This window comes from Hydrogenophaga sedimenti (genome assembly GCF_051857515.1).
Taxonomy (GTDB): Bacteria; Pseudomonadota; Gammaproteobacteria; order Burkholderiales; family Burkholderiaceae_C; genus Hydrogenophaga.
The window spans coordinates 314,720-332,445 of sequence record NZ_JBPZHA010000005.1; the positions used below are offsets into that span (position 1 = coordinate 314,720).

The 17,726-nt window shown below is 65.6% G+C and carries 11 protein-coding genes; 5 read left to right on the top strand and 6 right to left on the bottom strand.

Annotated features, from left to right (window positions below):
• Window positions 1-73 precede the first annotated feature (73 nt).
• Complete coding sequence (nhaD, locus tag ACS5NL_RS10910) at window positions 74-1,357, bottom strand: sodium:proton antiporter NhaD (protein ID WP_439353813.1); 1,284 nt, start codon at window positions 1,355-1,357, stop codon at window positions 74-76.
• 127 nt (window positions 1,358-1,484) lie between these two features.
• Window positions 1,485-2,870 (bottom strand): DNA recombination protein RmuC, encoded by a 1,386-nt coding sequence (locus ACS5NL_RS10915; RefSeq protein ID WP_439353814.1) that lies wholly within the window; start codon window positions 2,868-2,870, stop codon window positions 1,485-1,487.
• A gap of 73 nt (window positions 2,871-2,943) precedes the next feature.
• Here ACS5NL_RS10915 and ACS5NL_RS10920 point away from each other — a divergent pair, with 73 nt between their 5' ends.
• The 3 genes from ACS5NL_RS10920 to ACS5NL_RS10930 all read left to right on the top strand — a co-directional run bounded on the left by ACS5NL_RS10920 (window position 2,944) and on the right by ACS5NL_RS10930 (window position 4,438).
• Entirely contained in the window at window positions 2,944-3,414 is a 471-nt protein-coding gene (locus ACS5NL_RS10920) for a RidA family protein (RefSeq protein WP_439353815.1), read from the top strand.
• Between the two features lie 26 nt (window positions 3,415-3,440).
• Window positions 3,441-4,010 (top strand): flavin reductase family protein, encoded by a 570-nt coding sequence (locus tag ACS5NL_RS10925; RefSeq protein WP_439353816.1) that lies wholly within the window; start codon window positions 3,441-3,443, stop codon window positions 4,008-4,010.
• Window positions 4,011-4,147: 137 nt separating this feature from the next.
• Complete coding sequence (locus ACS5NL_RS10930) at window positions 4,148-4,438, top strand: DUF6916 family protein (RefSeq protein ID WP_439353817.1); 291 nt, start codon at window positions 4,148-4,150, stop codon at window positions 4,436-4,438.
• Here the strand turns inward: ACS5NL_RS10930 and ACS5NL_RS10935 are convergent.
• Genes ACS5NL_RS10935 through ACS5NL_RS10950 form a run of 4 tightly spaced genes read right to left on the bottom strand, consistent with a single transcriptional unit; the run spans window position 4,431 to window position 6,668 of the window.
• On the bottom strand, window positions 4,431-5,000 hold the full coding sequence (locus ACS5NL_RS10935) for a GNAT family N-acetyltransferase (RefSeq protein ID WP_439353818.1): 570 nt from the start codon (window positions 4,998-5,000) through the stop codon (window positions 4,431-4,433). The two genes, ACS5NL_RS10930 and ACS5NL_RS10935, sit on opposite strands and share 8 nt — an antisense overlap.
• Before the next feature lie 8 nt (window positions 5,001-5,008).
• Complete coding sequence (locus ACS5NL_RS10940; protein ID WP_439353819.1) at window positions 5,009-5,548, bottom strand: phage tail protein; 540 nt, start codon at window positions 5,546-5,548, stop codon at window positions 5,009-5,011.
• A 22-nt stretch (window positions 5,549-5,570) separates the two neighbouring features.
• The gene (locus ACS5NL_RS10945) at window positions 5,571-6,101 is read right to left on the bottom strand and encodes a phage tail protein (protein ID WP_439353820.1); all 531 of its coding nucleotides are present in this window, start codon (window positions 6,099-6,101) and stop codon (window positions 5,571-5,573) included.
• A gap of 21 nt (window positions 6,102-6,122) precedes the next feature.
• On the bottom strand, window positions 6,123-6,668 hold the full coding sequence (locus tag ACS5NL_RS10950; RefSeq protein ID WP_439353821.1) for a phage tail protein: 546 nt from the start codon (window positions 6,666-6,668) through the stop codon (window positions 6,123-6,125).
• 504 nt (window positions 6,669-7,172) lie between these two features.
• On the opposite strand from ACS5NL_RS10950, the gene ACS5NL_RS10955 reads away from it, so the two are divergent.
• Window positions 7,173-13,907, top strand: a complete 6,735-nt coding sequence (locus tag ACS5NL_RS10955) for a beta strand repeat-containing protein (protein ID WP_439353822.1) — start codon at window positions 7,173-7,175, stop codon at window positions 13,905-13,907.
• Window positions 13,908-14,044: 137 nt separating this feature from the next.
• A complete protein-coding gene (locus ACS5NL_RS10960) occupies window positions 14,045-17,629 on the top strand; it encodes a TonB-dependent receptor (RefSeq protein ID WP_439353823.1) in 3,585 nt (1,194 codons plus the stop codon).
• Window positions 17,630-17,726: the final 97 nt, after the last annotated feature.

Genomic DNA, 17,726 nt, shown 5'->3' on the forward strand with positions numbered 1-17,726 from the left:
GGCAGACCTGCGCGCCGATCAGGCGGGTGAGCGTCTTGCGAAGGCCTTGCACCAGATGAAAGGCTGCCCGGCTTCAGCCAAACAGGTGGTGTTGAGCGATGTAGACCGCCGCGCCCGCCAGGTAGCCGACCAGCGCCAGGCCGCTGATCTTCTTCACGTACCAGAAGAAGTGGATCTTCTCCAGACCCATCGCCGCCACACCCGCGGCCGAGCCGATGATCAGGATCGAGCCGCCGGTGCCGGCGCAGTAGGCCATGAACTCCCAGAGGAAGCTGTCTGCGGGGTACTTGTCCAGGCTGTACATGCCCATCGATGCCGCCACCAGCGGCACGTTGTCGACCACCGCGCTCACCAGCCCGATCAGCAGCACGATGATGTCCTGCCGGCCCACCGTCTGGTCCAGCCAGCCGGCCAGCGAGGACAGGATGTGGGTGTGCTCCAGCGTCGCGACCGACAGCAGGATGCCGATGAAGAAGACGATCGACCCCATGTCGATGCGCGAAAGCGCGTGGCCGAGGGTCAGCGGCATGCGAGCCGATTCGTCCTTTTCCTTGTGGATCAGGTCACCCACGAGCCACAGGATGCCGAGCCCGAACAGCACACCCATGAATGGCGGCAGGTGGGTGACGGTCTTGAACACCGGCACCAGCACCAGAATGCCCAGGCCCAGGAAGAACATGGTGTTCTTTTCGAACGGCGTGGTCTGATGGCCCTCCCGCTGTTCAAGCTTCTGCGGTGCCACCACCAGACGGCCGCGCAGCACCATGGCGGTGATCGCCAACGGCACCAGCAGGTTGACGATCGAGGGCAGGAAAACACCCTTCATGATCTCGATCGCTGTCACCTGGCCTCCGATCCAGAGCATGGTCGTGGTCACGTCGCCGATGGGCGTCCAGGCCCCACCAGCGTTGGCCGCAATCACGATGATGCCGGCGAAGAACAGGCGGTCGTCCTGCTTGTCCAGCAGCTTCCTCATCAGCGAGATCATCACGATCGTCGTGGTCAGGTTGTCCAGGATCGCCGACAGGAAGAACGTCACAAAGCCCACCATCCACATCAGGGAAGACAGCTGCTTCGTCTTGATGCGCGCGGTGATGACGTCGAAACCGTCGTGCGCGTCGACCACCTCGACGATGGTCATCGCACCGATCAGGAAGAACACGATCTGCGCCGTGCCCATCAGCGACTCGCCCAGTTCTTCACTGACCCGATGCGCATCGCCTGCGCCCAGCGCATAGACGGTCCAGAGCAGACCGGCGCCGATCAGTGCAGAGGCCGCCTTGTTGATGTGAATGGGGTGTTCCAGCGCAATGGCCGCATAGGCCAGCACGAAGATCACGATCATCGCGGAGAGCATGTTGTCGTCCTTTCTGGTTATTCGGGGTGGCGCTCTGGTTCGCCCTGCCCCGCTGGCATGCCATCCACGATTGTAGAAAGCCCCGCGTCAGGAAAACCAACGAAACACTGACGCCAGGCTGGCGACCTCAGTCGTCCTCGCGGTCCAGTGGCAGCAGGCTCTGCGCCCGGTCCTGCGGCAGCGCCTCGACGGTGCGCAGCGCCCGGCCCATGGCACGGCTGCGGGTCTCGGCGGCGTCCAGCGTGTTGAGCACGGTCTGGGTCTGGTTCTTGACCTTGGCCAGCACGTCGCCGAACTTGCCGAACTCGGTCTTGACCGCGCCCAGCACCTGCCAGACTTCGGAGCTGCGCTTTTCCAGCGCCAGCGTGCGAAACCCCATCTGCAGTGAGTTGAGCATCGCCATCAGCGTGGTCGGCCCGGCCAGCGTCACGCGGTACTCGCGCTGCAGCACCTCCATCAGCCCCGGGCGGCGCAGCACCTCGGCGTACAGGCCTTCGGTCGGCAGGAACAGGATCGCGAAGTCGGTCGTGTGCGGCGGCTCCAGGTACTTCTCGGCCATCGACCTGGCTTCGAGCTTGATCCGGTTCTCCAGCCCGCGCGCCGCCGCTTCGGCGCCTTCGGCGTCGGCGCGCTGCTGCGCATCCAGCAGGCGCTCGTAGTCCTCGTTGGGAAACTTCGCGTCGATCGGCAACCAGCACGGCGCACCGTCGTCGCCGCGCCCCGGCAGCTTGATCGCGAAGTCCACCACGTTGCGGCTGCCCGGCCGGGTCGCCACCTGCGCCGCGTACTGGTCGGGCGCGAACACCTGCTCCAGCAGCGCGCTCAGCTGCGCCTCGCCGAACATGCCGCGCGTCTTCACGTTGGACAGCAGGTGCTTGAGGTCACCCACGCCCTGCGCCAGCGTCTGCATCTCGCCCAGGCCTTTGTGCACCTGCTCCAGCCGCTCGGCCACCTGCTTGAAGCTTTCGCCCAGCCGCGCCTCCAGCGTCGCGTGCAGCTTCTCGTCCACCGTCGCGCGCATCTCGTCGAGCTTGGCGGCGTTGTTCTGCTGCAGGCTGGCCAGTTGCGTCTCCAGCGTCGCGCGCACCTCGGCCATGCGGCGGGCATTGGCCTCGCTCAGGTCCTTGAGCTGGTTGGTCAGCGTGTCGCCCAGCGTGCCGCGCAGTTGCACCAGCTGCTGCGCGAAGGCATCGATCTGCGCATTCTGTGTGCGGGTGGTCTCGGCACCCTGGCGCGTCAGCGTCTCCTGGAAGGTCGCCAGCGTCTGCTGGATCTCCTGCCGACCGCCGCGCGCGTTGTCGCCGACCTCGCGCCGCAGTTCGCCCTCGACGTGTTCGATGCGCTGCATGGTCGACGCGCCCTGCGCCTGGATCACCGACAGCAACTCCTGGCGGTGCGCGGCCTGGGCCGGGTCTTCGGGCCTGCGCCGCAGCAGCAACCACAACAGGGCCAGCAGGATCAGCACCTGCAACAGCAGGCCCAGCACCACCCAGATCGAGAGCGAATCAGACATGGCGGCGATTATCGGTGAGGGTCCTCTCGATAGAATGGTCCGATCCCTTGAACACCATCCTCTGGAGTCCCCGATGAGCGTCTACGACAAGCTGAACCAACTGGGCATCGTCCTGCCCCCCGTCGCCATTCCCGCCGCCGCCTATGTGCCCTTCGTGCAGACCGGCAATCTGGTCTTCCTCAGCGGCCACATCGCCAAGAAAGACGGCAAGCCCTGGGTCGGCCAGCTGGGTCTGACCATGTCCACCGACGAAGGCAAGCTCGCCGCCCGCGCCATCGCCGTCGACCTCATGGGCACCCTCGCCGCCGCCTGCCTGGCCGCCGGCAAGACGCTCGACGACGTCAAGCGCGTCGTCAAGGTCATGAGCCTGGTCAACAGCACCGGCACCTTCACCGAACAGCACCTGGTCACCAACGGCGCCAGCGAGCTGATCGGCGAAGTCTTCGGCCCGCAGGTCGGCGCCCACGCCCGCAGCGCCTTCGGCGTCGCACAGATCCCGCTGGGCGCCTGCGTCGAAATCGAACTGATCGCCGAGCTGGCCTGATCCGCCGCCACCCGGCAAGGCCCACCATGACCATGCAGCCGGTTCTGCTGAACAAGGCCAGCCGCCTGTTGAACCATGGTCCCACCGTGCTGGTGGGCAGTGCGCACGGCGGAAGGACCAACGTCATGGCGGCCGCGTGGGCCATGCCTCTGGACTTCGATCCGCCCAAAGTCGCGGTGGTCATCGACCAGTCCACCCTCACGCGCCAACTGGTGGAATCCAGCGGGGTGCTCAGTGTCTGCGTCCCGTGCGTGGCGCAGGCCGACCTGACCCGCGCGGTGGGGGGTGAAAGTGGCAAGGACCACCCCGACAAACTGCAGCGCTGTGGCGTCGCCTGGACGGCAGGCCCTGAAACCGGTTGTCCGCTGGTCGAGGGTGCGATTGCCTGGATGGAATGCCGCGTCCTGCCTGCGACCCGTCATGTGGCCGCCCCTCACGACCTGATCCTGGCCGAGGTGGTGAGCGCCTGGGCCGATGATCGGGTGTTTTCCAACGGACGCTGGCATTTCGAAACCGGCCCCCAGGACTTGCGCAGCCTGCACCACGTGGCGGGTGGTTCTTTTTATGCGGTCGGTGATGCGGTGTTCCCCCACTGAAGCAGCACATTTCTGAACGCTCGATCATTGGTCTCCCCAGAAGGTTGCAGGTGCCCTGAAATCCGCTGGAGGTGCCCTGGGAAACCTGCCGTGCCCTCTTCCACCACTGGCCTCCCCTGACCTCACACCCTGAACCTATGGAACTGCTCAAACTGGAAGACTTCGCGGGCTGCGTCAACGACACGTTCGCGTCGCGGCTGGATGACGTACCTCTGGAATTTGTCCTGGTCGAGGCTCGCGCCTTGCAAAACCCGTCGCCGGCTGCGGTCAGGCAGCCGTTTTCCCTGCTGTTCCGCAACACGGCCGCAGTGGTGTTTCCACAGAAGATCTACCCACTGCACCATCCGCGCACAGGGGAAGTTGGCATCTTCCTGGTGCCCATCGCGATGGAGCCGGCGGGATTCCTCTACCAGGCCGTGTTCAACTGACCGCGTGCGCCGCGCTGGATCGGGCACTCCACCGCATGGCGGTGTGTGCGCCTTCGTCGCCTTCCGCGCGAAAGCCCATCCGCTCGTACAGGCGACGCGCCGATGGATTGGTCTGCAAGACGTGCAGAACTAGATCAAGACCCTCGCGGGCAGCGTCCTGCTGGCATTGGCGAATCAGCGCTGAGCCTATCCCCTGGCTACGCCATACCGGAAACAGGCTGATGTGCACGATCCGGTGCTCCGCCGGAATGCGCTGCAGATAGAAATTGCCGACCGTTTCGCCTGCACCGGACTCGATCGCCAGAAATTGGGTGCTCTGGCAATGCACCACGTAATGGCGATGCTGGAGCCCGAACTGCTGTTCCAGGAACATGCGCCGGGTGGATTCCGGCCAAGGCACCTGCGCCATTTCCTCCTCGCGTGTGCTCTCATAGAGGCGAAGCAGCCACGGGACGTCTTCGAGCGCCAGCGGCCGCAGCCGGACACCGCGCACCGCCAGTTCCGGCGGCGCAAAGAACTCCCAGGGCGGAGCGGAAGGGAACGGCGGCAGCGGCGGCAACACCGCGGCAATCAGGGGAAACTGGGGAAGACGCCTTGCAGCGCAATGCAGAAGTTCACAGCCAGGTAAGGCTGCTGGTTCTGGTGGGGAGTGCTCCCACCCGCACTGGGCGAAAGCATGTTCGCCGCCAGCGTCGTGTTCGGTGCACCCGCCGAAAACGCCTTGTTGGCCGCCGAGGCCGGCTGGGAGAGGCCGCCGTTGGACACGGGTGTGCCCGATCGTTTGGCCGGGTCGCCCTGCACGAACGCTGTCATGCCATGGTTGTGCGTGGGCATCTGGTTGACGTTCAGTGTCACATCGTCCACACCGAATGTCTCGCCCAGGGATCTTGGGGAGAGTCCCGGCCCGTTGCCTTGCTCACAACCCGCACGGCCGGCAAAGTTCGGCAACTGGAACGTCGTCTGTCCATTGCCGCCATAGGTGGTCCCGAGGAGCGCAAACAGTGCCGTGTTTTGCGAAATCGGCAAGGTGGCGCCGTTGCAGAACGCCCAGCCCCGTGGATTGAAGTTGAAACCGAACAGCTGGATCTCGCCGATGTATGGGGTGGTCATGGAAAGTGTCCTCCGTGGTGGGTCAGGCTTGCGACGGGAAGATGCCTTCGGTGGCGATGCAGTACTGCACCGTCAGTGTGGGCATGCAGTTCTCGTGGGGCTGACTGGCACCGGCGACCGAGGTCGATTGCGCTGACATGGCCAGAGGGGTTGCACCCGTGGTGTCGGTCACATAGAAGGTTTCGCCACTCACCGCACCGGGCAGCACGGTGGGACCGGGTGTGACCGTACCGGCGGCCCCGGTGGACACCGACAGGGTGTGGGTGTGGGCCGCCATCTGGGTGGGCAGCAGCGTGACGGTTTCTGTGCCGCTCTTCTGGCCAATCACATAGTTCGAGAGGCCGGGGCCCGTACCTTGATGGATGGGCACGCGTCCCCGCAGATCGGGCACGGCAAAGGTGTTCTGCCCGTCGCCGCCATAGGTGGTGCCGATCACCGCGAACAGTACGTCGTACTGCGAGATGGCCAACAAACTGCCATCGCAGGCCTGCCATCCCGTCGGAACACGGCCAAATCCGAGCATGCGGATCTCACCGACATAGGGTGTGGTCATGGGTGATCCTCCTGTATGTTCTCAATTGCGTGAGGGGAAGATGCCGGACAGCGCGATGCAGAAGTTGATCGTCGTGTAGGGCTGCAAGTTGCTGTGGGGCTGGTTGCCCCCCGACGCACCCACGGTCTGGGCGTTCTGGGGAACGGCGGCACCCGAACTGGCCGCGTACAGGTTGGGAGCCGTTCCGGTGCTGGTGCTGGTGGCATAGACGCGCCCCGTGGGGTTGCGGTTGTCTGCGGCGGCAGTGGAGGCGTTGACCGCGTGGCCGTGCGCCGGCAGATTGCTCGACAGCAGGGTCACGTTCTCAACCCCGGCGGCCTGCCCGATCTGCACCGACGGAGGCTGCCACGAAGGATCGACCGAACTGGCGTAGCCCACTGGTGTGCGGCTCCTCAGGTCAGGCAAGGCGAAGTTGGTGGTTCCGTTGCCACCGTACTGGGTTCCCAGCAGGGAAAACAGGGCCTGGTTCTGGTTGATGGGCAACAGCTGTCCGTTGCACTGCGCCCAGAACTTGGGCGCGAAATTGAACCCGGCCAACATGACCTGTCCGATGAAAAAGTCGCTCACTTTGGTTCCTCTCCAAGTGGTTGGAACGGGCGCGGATTTCGCGCCGTCGCAGCCCATTCTGTGGGGATCGGAGTGGCGAAACAAGCGGCCAGTGAGCCGACGAACGGAGCATTTGCAGATTCCGCGTTTTCGTGCTTAAGCCCCGCAAGAAGGCTCCGTCCCCCCCTGTGACACGGGAAGAACGGATGTGATTCATCACGCAGTTCTCCACAAAAAGGTGCAAAAAATGTCACACGAAAAGTCGAAAACCCTCTATTTTCGGTGGATTTGTGTTGGCAACTTACAACTTTTTGCATCTGCAGGTGAACCCTATACTGGCCGGCCGCTGGACAAGTATCCATCGGTTTCTGGGGCCATAGGCCACGTCGGACAATCCGTGGGAGGGAGCAAATGACAACGAAGATTCGGGCCACAGACGCCATTGGCGGGCCATCCAGAACACGCCCAGGTTTTCTGAATGGGTTGCGGCTGTTTCTGCTGGTCCTGGGACTGCTCTGGTCGGGCATGGCAAGTGCCCAGCATTCCTCCTCGCTGTGCTCTGCAAAAACAGCCTCGGTGACCGTCGGCGGCTCGGTCACCATCGACATCAGTGACTGCGAGTTCGGCCTTGGATTCGGTGGAGACGGTGCCATCGATGGCGGCGGCTCCGACGGTTCCGCTGCCAACTTCGAAGACCACGGGACGGCCACGACCCGGCACACCGGCAGCCAATGGCTCCTTGATTACAGCAACAACGGCACGGGAGCCGGTTCGACCGATGTCTTCGAGCTCAGTGATGGTTCACTGACTGGCATTGGCGACATCCAGTTCACGATCACCATCAATGCCTCGGCCTCCCCGATCACGGTGGCTCCGGCCAGCCTGCCCACATTGACCGCCGGCTCGGCCTTCTCGCAGACCCTGACGTCTTCGGGTGGCCTGGCGCCCTATACCTACACGCTGCAGAGCGGCGCACTGCCCGTCGGGCTCTCCTTGACCAGCGGCGGCGTGCTCAGCGGCACGCCCACCCAGCGCGGCGCCTACAGCTTCAGCGTCCGTTCGACCGACTCCACCACACCAACGGCGCAATTCGCCGACAAGGGTTACACCGGCACCGTGGCGAATCCGACCCTGACGCTCACCACGCCCAGTGGCACCGCCATTCAGAGCGTCCCCTTCTCGCAAACGCTGTCGACCAGCGGTGGCGTCGCGCCCTACACCTACGCGCTTGAGACCGGGCCCCTGCCGGCGGGCATCACGATATCTTCTGCTGGCGTGGTCAGCGGTACCACCGCCGCCGCGCCCGGCAGCTACGCGGTCACCATCCGTGTCACCGACAGCAGCACCGGCCCGGGCAGCTACTTCGAGGTCGAGAACTACACCCTGACCGTCAGCCCGCCACCCAGCGTCAGTATCGCGGTCGCCCCGGCCAACGTCAGCGAAGACGGCGCGACCAACCTCACCTACACCGTCACCCGCAGCCTCAACCTGAGCTCGTCGACGGTAGTGAACATCACCACCTCCGGTACCGCCACCGCGGGCACCGACTTCACCGGCAACGTGGCCACCGTGACCATCCCGGCCGGCGCGACCACCGCCACGATCACCATCGATCCGACCGTCGACGGCACGGTGGAAGCGGACGAAACGGTGACCTTGACCGTAGCCGCCGGCACCGGCTACACCGTTGGCGCACCCGCCAGTGCCACTGGCACGATCCTCAACGACGACGTGCCGAGTGTCACGATTTCCGTGTCGCCCGCATCGGTCGCCGAAGATGGTGCGTCCAACCTGGTCTACACGGTCACCCTCAACCAGGCGGCGTTCAACCCGATCAGCGTCAACTACACGGTGGGCGGCACCGCGACCAACGGCACCGACTACGCGACGATCGCATCTCCCCTGGTGATCAACACAGGCAATACGACCGGCACGATCACGGTCAACCCGACCGCGGACGCCACCATCGAGGCCGACGAAACCGTCGTCCTGACCCTGGCCGCCGGTAGCGGCTACACCGTTGGCGTGCCCAACAGCGCCACCGGCACCATCCTCAACGACGACCTGCCGAACCTGGCGATCAATGACGTCACCGCGACCGAAGGCAATGCCGGCACCACGAACTTCACCTTCACGGTGAGCCTGAGCGCGCCCGCGGGTCCTGGCGGTGTCACCTTCGACATCGCCACGGCCAACGGCACCGCCACGGCCGGCGTCGACTACGTTGCGCAAAGCCTGACCGGCCAGACCATCCCGGCCGGGAGCAGCACCTACAGCTTCACCGCGCTGGTCAACGGCGACACGCTCAACGAGCCGAGCGAAACCTTCTTTGTCAACGTGACGAACGTGACCAACGCCGTGGTCGTCGATGGGCAAGGTGTGGGCACCGTCGTCAACGACGATCCCCTTCCGAGTCTGTCCATCAATGATGTGAGCTTGGTCGAAGGCAACAGCGGCTCCACCAACGCCACGTTCACGGTTTCCCTCAGCACGGTCAGCGGCCAGACCGTGACCGTGAACTATGCGACCGCCGACGGCACCGCGACAGCGCCCGGCGACTACACCAGCACTTCCGGCACCCTGACCTTCACGCCGGGTCAGACCGTGCGCACGATCACCGTGCCTGTGATCGGTGAGACCCTCCCCGAGGCCAACGAAACCTTCTTCGTGAACCTCTCCGGTGCGACCAATGCCACGCTTGCCGACAACCAGGGCGCGGGCACGATCACCAACGACGACGTGCCGGTCACGCTCTCGCCTGCCAGCCTGCCCGGTGGCACCGTGGCTGCAGCCTACAGCCAGACCGTCACTGCCAGCGGCGGCGTCGGCCCTTACAGCTTCTCGGTGACAGCCGGTTCCTTGCCGGCCGGACTCACGTTGTCGTCCGGCGGTGTGCTTTCGGGCACCCCGACAGCCGGAGGCACCTTCAACTTCACGGTGACCGCCACCGACAGCAGCCCGTTCCCGGGCCCGTTCTCCGGATCACAGGCCTACTCCTTGACCGTGGCCCCCCCCACGATCTCACTGCCGGCCACGGCGCTCGCGGGCGGCACGCTGGGGGTGCCTTACTCCGCGACCATCACGGCCGCGTCTGGAGGCACGGCACCGTACAGCTACGCGGTCAGCGCTGGCGCCCTGCCGGGCGGGACGACACTGAACCCTGCCACCGGAGCCATCACCGGGACACCCAGTGCCGCCGGCACGTTCAACTTCAGCGTCACCGCGACCGACAGCAGCACCGGCACGGGGCCTTACACCGTCACGCAGTCGTACGCCATCACCATCGTCAACATTCCACCGGTGGCCAACGCCGTGTCCGCCTCCGTGGCATACAACGCCGTCGCCGCTCCGGTGACCCTGAACATCACCGGAGGCGCCCCCACGTCGGTGGCCGTCGCCTCCGGTGCCGCCCATGGCACTGCGACCGCGGCGGGTACATCCATCACGTACACGCCCGTGGCCGGCTATGCGGGCCCGGACAGCTTCACCTACACGGCGACCAACAGCGCGGGCACTTCCGCCCCGGCGACCGTGACGGTCACCGTGGCTGACCCGACCATCACGATCACAGCGGGTGGCAGCCTCACGGCGACCACGGCCGCTCCGTACAGCCAGACGTTCACCTTCAATGGCGGTGCAGCGCCCTGGAGCGGATTCCAGGTCACGAACCGGCCTTCGGGCCTGTCGATCACCGGCACCACCGCCAACACGGTCACGGTCTCGGGCACGCCGTCGCAGGCGGGCTCGTTCAACCTGAATGTGTCGGCCACCGACAGCAGCACGGGCAATGGCCCCTACACCGTCGGTCAGGCTTTCACCCTGATCGTCAACGGGCCCACCATCGCGCTGGCACCGGCCAGCACGACATTCACCGCAACCTATGGCGCCGCGTTCTCGCAGAGCTTCACTGGCAGCGGCGGGGTCGGCCCCTACACCTACGCCATCACCGGCACGCTGCCAACGGGTCTGAGTCTCAGCGGGAACACGGTCTCCGGCACGCCCACCGTGCCCGGACTGTCCAATGTCACCATGACGGTCACGGACACCGGTTCGACCGGCTCGGGAGCACCTTTCACGGCGTCCCAGAGCTACAGCTTCAACGTGCCGGTACCCACGATTTCGGTGAGTCCGGCATCGCTGCCCAACCCGGTGGCGGGCGCCGCCTACGCGCAGACGGTTTCCGCCACCGGCGGCGTGGCGCCCTATGCCTTCACCGTGACGTCGGGCGCATTGCCCGGAGGCCTGTCGCTCGCCACATCGGGCGGCATCTCCGGCACACCCAATGTGGTGGGTGTGTTCAACGTGACGGTCACGGCCACCGACGCCCACGGGCAGTCGGGTTCGCGTGCCTACAGCCTGACGGTGCCGGCCCCGACGCTCACGCTGGCGCCGGCTGCGGGCACCTTGTCCGCCCCCTACGGCGTCGCCTATTCGCAGGCCTTCACAGCCACCGGTGGTTCGGGATCCTTCACCTACGCAGTGACCGGCGCGCTGCCACCGGGCCTGAGCCTCAGCGGCAACACCGTCTCTGGAACTCCTTCCACGCCGGGCAACTATCCGGTCACCGTGACGGCCACCGACAGCACCCTCACCGGCACCGGCGCACCGTTCGCGGTCTCGCAGAACTACACCTTCAATGTGGGTGCACCGACCATTGTTCTCAGTCCCGCCACGTTGCCCAATCCGGCCACCGGTTCGGCCTACAGCCAGACCATCACGGCCACCGGGGGCGCAACGCCCTACGCTTTCACCGTGACGGCCGGTGCGCTGCCGGCAGGTCTCACGCTGGGTGGCACCGGCAACCTGACGGGCACGCCCACCCAGGTCGGCACCTTCAACTTCACGGTCTCTGCCAGCGACCAATTCGGTCAGAGCGGCAGTCGGGCCTACACGGTGACCATCGGCGCTCCGACGCTGTCGCTGACACCGCCGGCAGGGACGCTGGCACTGACCTACGGCACGCCGTTCGTGCAGGTGTTTTCCGCGTCGGGAAGCCCTGGCCCCTACAGCTACGCCATCAGCGGTGCGCTGCCGGGTGGCCTGGTCTTCAGCGGCGGAGCGCTGTCGGGCACCCCCAACACCACCGGCAATTTCCCGGTCACGGTGACGGCCACCGACACCGTGCTGACGGGCGCAGGAGCCCCGTTCACGGTGGCGCGCAATTACACGCTCACCGTGCCGGTGCCGACCATCACGCTCACGCCGGTCACGCTGCCGGAACCTGTGGCGGGAACGGCGTTCAGCCAGCAGCTCACAGCTTCGGGCGGCATTGCGCCCTACAGCTTCGTGCTCTCGGCCGGCAGCCTGCCGACGGGCCTGACTCTAAGCACCGCGGGCCTGCTGTCTGGCATTCCCACGCAGGTCGGCACCTTCAACATCACGATCACCGTCACCGACGCGCACGGGCAACTGGCACATGTCAACTTCGCCCTGAAGATCAACGGCGTGCCCACCCAGTCGCTGACCAAACAGGTCCTGGGCAACGCCGATGGCGACGGCAACGGCAAGATCTCGATGAACGACGTGCTGACCTACCGGGTCACCATGACCAACACCGGTTTTGTGCCGCTGACCAATGTGGTGGTGAGTGACCCGCGGATCACCCCTTCCAGCACCACCTGCGCCACGGTGCTGAACGGCGAAACCTGCGTGCTGCAGGGCACTACCACCGTGACGGCGGCCGATGTCGTCGCGCGCAAGATCGTCAACGTGGCCACCGTCACCGATGCCATCTGCGCGGCGGGCAGCCAGGATCCGCAATGCCGCGTCACGCTGACCACCGACGTCATTCCCGCCGAGGTCCGCGCCCAGAATGACGACTTCGGTGAACTGATGTGTCCGAAGGGTGATGTCGTGGTGGGCAACGCCTACGCCAACGACACGATCGATGGCCGACCGGTCCAGCCGTCCGACTTCATCGGCTCGGTCACCTCGCCAGCCGACCCGGTCAAGCCCGGCAAGCCGGTGCCCGAGCTGGACGCAGCCTCCGGCAATGTGACGGTACCCGCAGGCACGCCAGGGGGAACCTACACCATCGGCTACCAGATCTGCCAGCGCGAGGTGGCCAACAACTGCTTTGGCGCGGTGATCGTGGTGCGCATCAAGCAGTGCGAGATCCTGGTCCGCGTGATCAAGACCGCCAACACCAAGCAGACACGGGTGGGCGAGTTCGTCTCGTACACCCTGCAGATCGACAACCTCTCGGAAAACGACACCGAGGTGGAAGGCCTGCGCATCCTGGATACACCGCCACTGGGCTTCAGTCTGGTGCCGGGCAGCGTGCGCTTCCAGGATCTCGACCGCGCGGGTTCAGTCTCTGGCACCGCACCGTTCAACATCGACCAGATTGATCTGGCCGGCAACGGGCGTGCCTTCATCACCTACGTGATGCGGGTGGGTGCCAACGCCATGCGCGGCAACGCAGTCAACACCGCGACCCCGCTGCACGAGGGCAAACAGGTGGGTACCACGGCCAAGGCGGTCGTGGCGGTGACCGCCGACCCCGACACCGACGAGACCACGATCATTGGCCGCGTCTTCTACGACCGCGACGGTGATGGCTGGCAGGACAGCGCCGACGCCCAATCGGTTCGCATCCAGGGGGGCATTGATCCCGCGGTGTATGTGGCCGGGTCGACCACGGTCGACCGTGGCACCGGACCGCAATCGGTGCCCGACGCCAGCGCACCGCTGCTGCGCGGCATCGACCTGGGCACACTGGCGGGTCGCGCCGGGGATGACCCGACCGATCCGGTGCACCACATCACCGTGAGCCTGTGGGTCACCTCGCCCCGCTTCGCATCCGACACCATCGTGACCAGCGGAGAAGGTTCACGCCTGGTGGTCCCACCAGGCGGTGATGCCACGCGCACCCTCTCGGGTGATGTTGCCGCCGGTCTGAACAGCCAGAATCTGAAGATCGAACGCCGGGTGACAGCCCAGGACGGCAAATACCGGGTCGACTACATCCTGACCAATCTGGGCGTGTCCGAACTCGGCATACCGGGGGTGCGACTGGCCAGTCCCGAGGGCTTCGTCATCCAGACGGACAGCTATGGCCGATTCCACCTGGAAGGCATCGACGCGGCAGCCCGCGCCCATGGCCGCAACTTTGTTCTGAAGCTCGACCCGGTCAGCCTGCCTGAAGGCACCCGGGTCCTGTCGGCCAATCCGCTGGTGCGTCGCCTCACGGGTGGCGTTGCCGTGCGCTTTGACTTCGGCGTCGGATCCGGCGGCGCGGTACCGGGGGCCCCACGATGAAAGCCAGGCACTTTCCTCTCAGCCCCCGCACAGCAACCCGTCCGGACGACCGCCAGATGAACCAGCCTTCACACCCCTTTGAACGCGCAGCCCCCCTGTCCGTCCGCACGTCCGCAGCCGAGCGGTGGCGGGACGCCATGCTCTGGCCACTGGGGGCCGCCCTGGCGGTGGCACCGCTGGCGGTGATGGCGCAGGCCGCGGGCGCTCCCCCTTTGGCCCAGGTGCAAGCCGCAGCCAACCCGCCCGGCGACAAGACTCAGGTGCGCCCCGGCCAGGTCCTGAAGTTGCCCGGCGGCGGGCGCCTCTGGGCCACCGAAGACCCGGCCAATCTGACGCCGCAGATGAACGTTTCCTCGCAGTCGATCGCGGGACTCCGTGACGACCGGCTCAGCGAGGCCCAGACCTTCAACATCAGCACCAACTACGCCGACTTCATCGACCGGATGGAGCTGCAGATCTTCAGCGGTCGCGACACCGATCTGGTCAAGCCGCTGGTGAGGCTGCCGCTGCCGGTGCAAGGCGAAAGCGAAATCCGCTGGGACGGCCAGTTGCCGCGCGGCCACGGCCTGCATCCCGGTGACACGCTCATCTATGTGGTGCGTGCCACGGGCAAGGGGGGACAGGCCGACGAAACCCAGACGCGATCCATCCGGCTGTACTCGGAAGAAGAATGGCGCCTGGCCAAGGAGCAGTTGCTGTCGGAAAGCAACCAGCTGGCCGACGGATTCACGCTGGACCAGCGCATCGCGCGCGAAGCGCAACTGGTCAACGGGCTGGCGAAGCAGAACATCCCGCTATCCGGTTCGATCGTGCGGGTGTTCGGACAGGACATTCCGGACGATGCGCAGGTGCGCATCCGCGGCAAGAACGTCGCCATCGACGTCAACCGGCGGTTCGTGTCGGAATTCCTGCTGCCGGTCGGCACGCACGACCTGAAAATCGAAGTCGGTGGCCTGAAGGAACCCGCCGGTCCCGACCGTCAACTCGGGGTGACGGTCAGCGGGCAGTATTTCTTCATGGTCGGCATGGCGGACTTCTACCTGTCCAAGTCGAAGCTGACGGGCAACATCGAGCCCGCCACCTCCGCCGACGGGTTCGACCAGGAATTGCTCAAGGAGGGCCGGCTGGCCTTCTATCTCAAAGGCAAGATTCAGGGCAAGTACCTGTTCACCGCCCAGGCCGACACCGGTGACCAGGAGCTCAGGCACCTGTTCCGGGACTTCTTCAAGGCCACACCGGAGGACATCTTCCGGCGCCTGGATCCCGACCAGTACTACCCCGTCTACGGCGACGACGCCACCAACTACCGTGACGTGGACAGCGCGGGCAAGCTCTACGTCCGTCTGGACTGGGACAAGAACCAGGCCATCTGGGGCAACTTCAACACCCAGATCGAGGGCAACGAATTCAACCAGTACAACCGCACGCTCTACGGCGGCGCGCTGAAGTGGCGCAACAACGGTACGACCCGCTACGACGACCCCCAGGCCTCCGCCACGGTGTTTGCCTCCGAGGCGCAGACGGCCAAGGGTTACAGCGACCTGCTGGGCACCGGTGGCAGCCTCTACTACCTCAGGCACACCGATGTGCTGCGGGGATCGGAGCAACTGCATGTGGAAGTGCGCGACACCGTGACCGGCCAGGTCGTTCAACGTGGCAAGCTGGCCTATGGCACCGACTACGAGATCGACTACCTGCAGGGACGCATCATCCTCACGCGCCCGCTGGACCGCAGCGACCTGGACGCGGGTTTCGGCATCACGCGACTGAACACGGCGGGCGAATATGAGAACCACCTGCTGGTGGACTACGAATACGTCCCGGACGACTTGAAGAATCTGGTGGTCGGTGGTCACGGGCAGGTCTGGGCCGGCGACCATGTGGCCATCGGCGGCACCTACGTCTCGGAGGACCGTGCCGGAGACGACTACCGCCTGAAAGGACTGGACGTCACGCTGCGCGCCGGCCGAGGTACCTACCTCAAGGCCGAAGTCGCGCAGAGCGAGTCGACGCAGACCGATGTGCAGTACTCCGACAACGGCGGGCTGACGTATACCGCCCGCGCCGTCGTGGCCGACGGCGTCCCGCGCTCGGGTCAGGCCGTCGGGGTCGAGGCCCGGGCCAACCTCTACGAGCTGGGATGGACACCGGGCAACGTGGGCATCGGCGCCTGGTACAAGGACCGCGAAGCCGGCTATTCGACCGCGCGCGCCGAAACCGGTGGTCTTCACACCCGCGACACAGGTGTGGAAACCTCGGCCCAGGTCAACGACAACCTCGACCTGGCCGCCCGGGTCAGCCGGCGCGACACCGACACACAGGTCCGCCTCGACCAGGTGCAGCTGGTGGCCAACTGGCGGCTGGACGATGTCCAGAGCCTGGGACTGGAAGCGCGGCGCATCCGCAGCAGCGAGCCGGGGGGCGATTTCGAACCCCGGGAGGCCAGCCTCCAGGCCCAGGGTCAAGGCATCGGAACCGCCACCTACGTTGGTCTGAGGTACAAGCGCAAGTTCACAGGGCGGACCGAAGGCTATGTGTTCGGGCAGACCACCGTGCAAAGCGACGAGGACTTCCGCAACGACCGGCTCGGCGTCGGTGCCACCCACCGCTTCGGCCAGCGCTCATCCGCCACAGCGGAGGTCTCCACCGGCAACCGTGGTGTGGCCGGCAAGCTGGAAGGCAATTACTACGTCACGCCGGACTACAACCTGTATTCCCGGTATGCCTACGCCTCGCACCCGGGAGACATCTTCGGCGACGACACCTTCGGCGATGGCGCTGGCCGCACCTTGTCGATGGGTCAGCGCTGGAACGCCGGTGGTGGCCTGAGTCTGTTCCAGGAAGCCCAGTTGAACCGTCTGGGCACCCAGGACAGTCACGGCCAGAGCCTGGGCATGGACTACAGCATCGCCAAGCACTGGCAGGTCGGCCTGCGTTACGCGCAGAGCCGGATCGAGGACAGCGCCATCACCGGCACCACCACCCGGCGATCTGGCAGCGCACTGGCCAGCTACAACGACAACACCACGAGCTTCACGCCCAAGTTCGAATACCGAAGGGACCGCGGTGCACAGTCCTATGACCAGTACCTGCTCAGCCTGGGCCTGACCCACAAGTTCAATGAAGACTGGCGCGCAGCATGGCGCCTGCGGACTTCACTGACAAAGGACCTGCTGGACCGCGACAACGACGCGCGCTTCACCGAATGGAACATGGGCCTGGCCTACCGCCCGGCGGGTACCGGGCGCTGGTCCTGGCTGTCGCGCTACACCTACCTGGTCGACCTCGGCACCGTGACCCAGGTGACACCCACCTCGGGCGTGGCCGCCAACGCGGTCGACCAGCGCGCCCACATCGTCGCCACCGAGGCCCTCTACCGCATCAATCCTGTGTGGGAAGTCGGCGGCAAGTACGCCTACCGCACGGGCGAACTGCGCGAAGGCCGCAACACCGGCGCCTGGTACAAGAACACGCGGCATTTCGTGGCAGCACAAGTGCGCATGCACGTGATCGAGTCGTGGGACCTCCTCCTGGAGCGGCGCCAGTTGCGCACGGTCGAAGACAAGAACACCCGTTCCGGCTGGCTGGCGGGCGTGGACAAGCAGATCACGCCCAATTTCCGCATGGGCGTCGGCTACAACTTCACCGATTTCAGCGACGACCTGCGCCGCACGGACTTCCGCTTCAAGGGTTGGTACCTCAACGCGGTGGGCGTCTACTGAACGGGAGAGTGCCTGGTCTCAGGCGCCGACGCCAAAAGAAAGAGGCTCCCGCGGGAGCCTCTTTGCTGCGACGTGTCCGGCCTGGTGGCCGGCAACC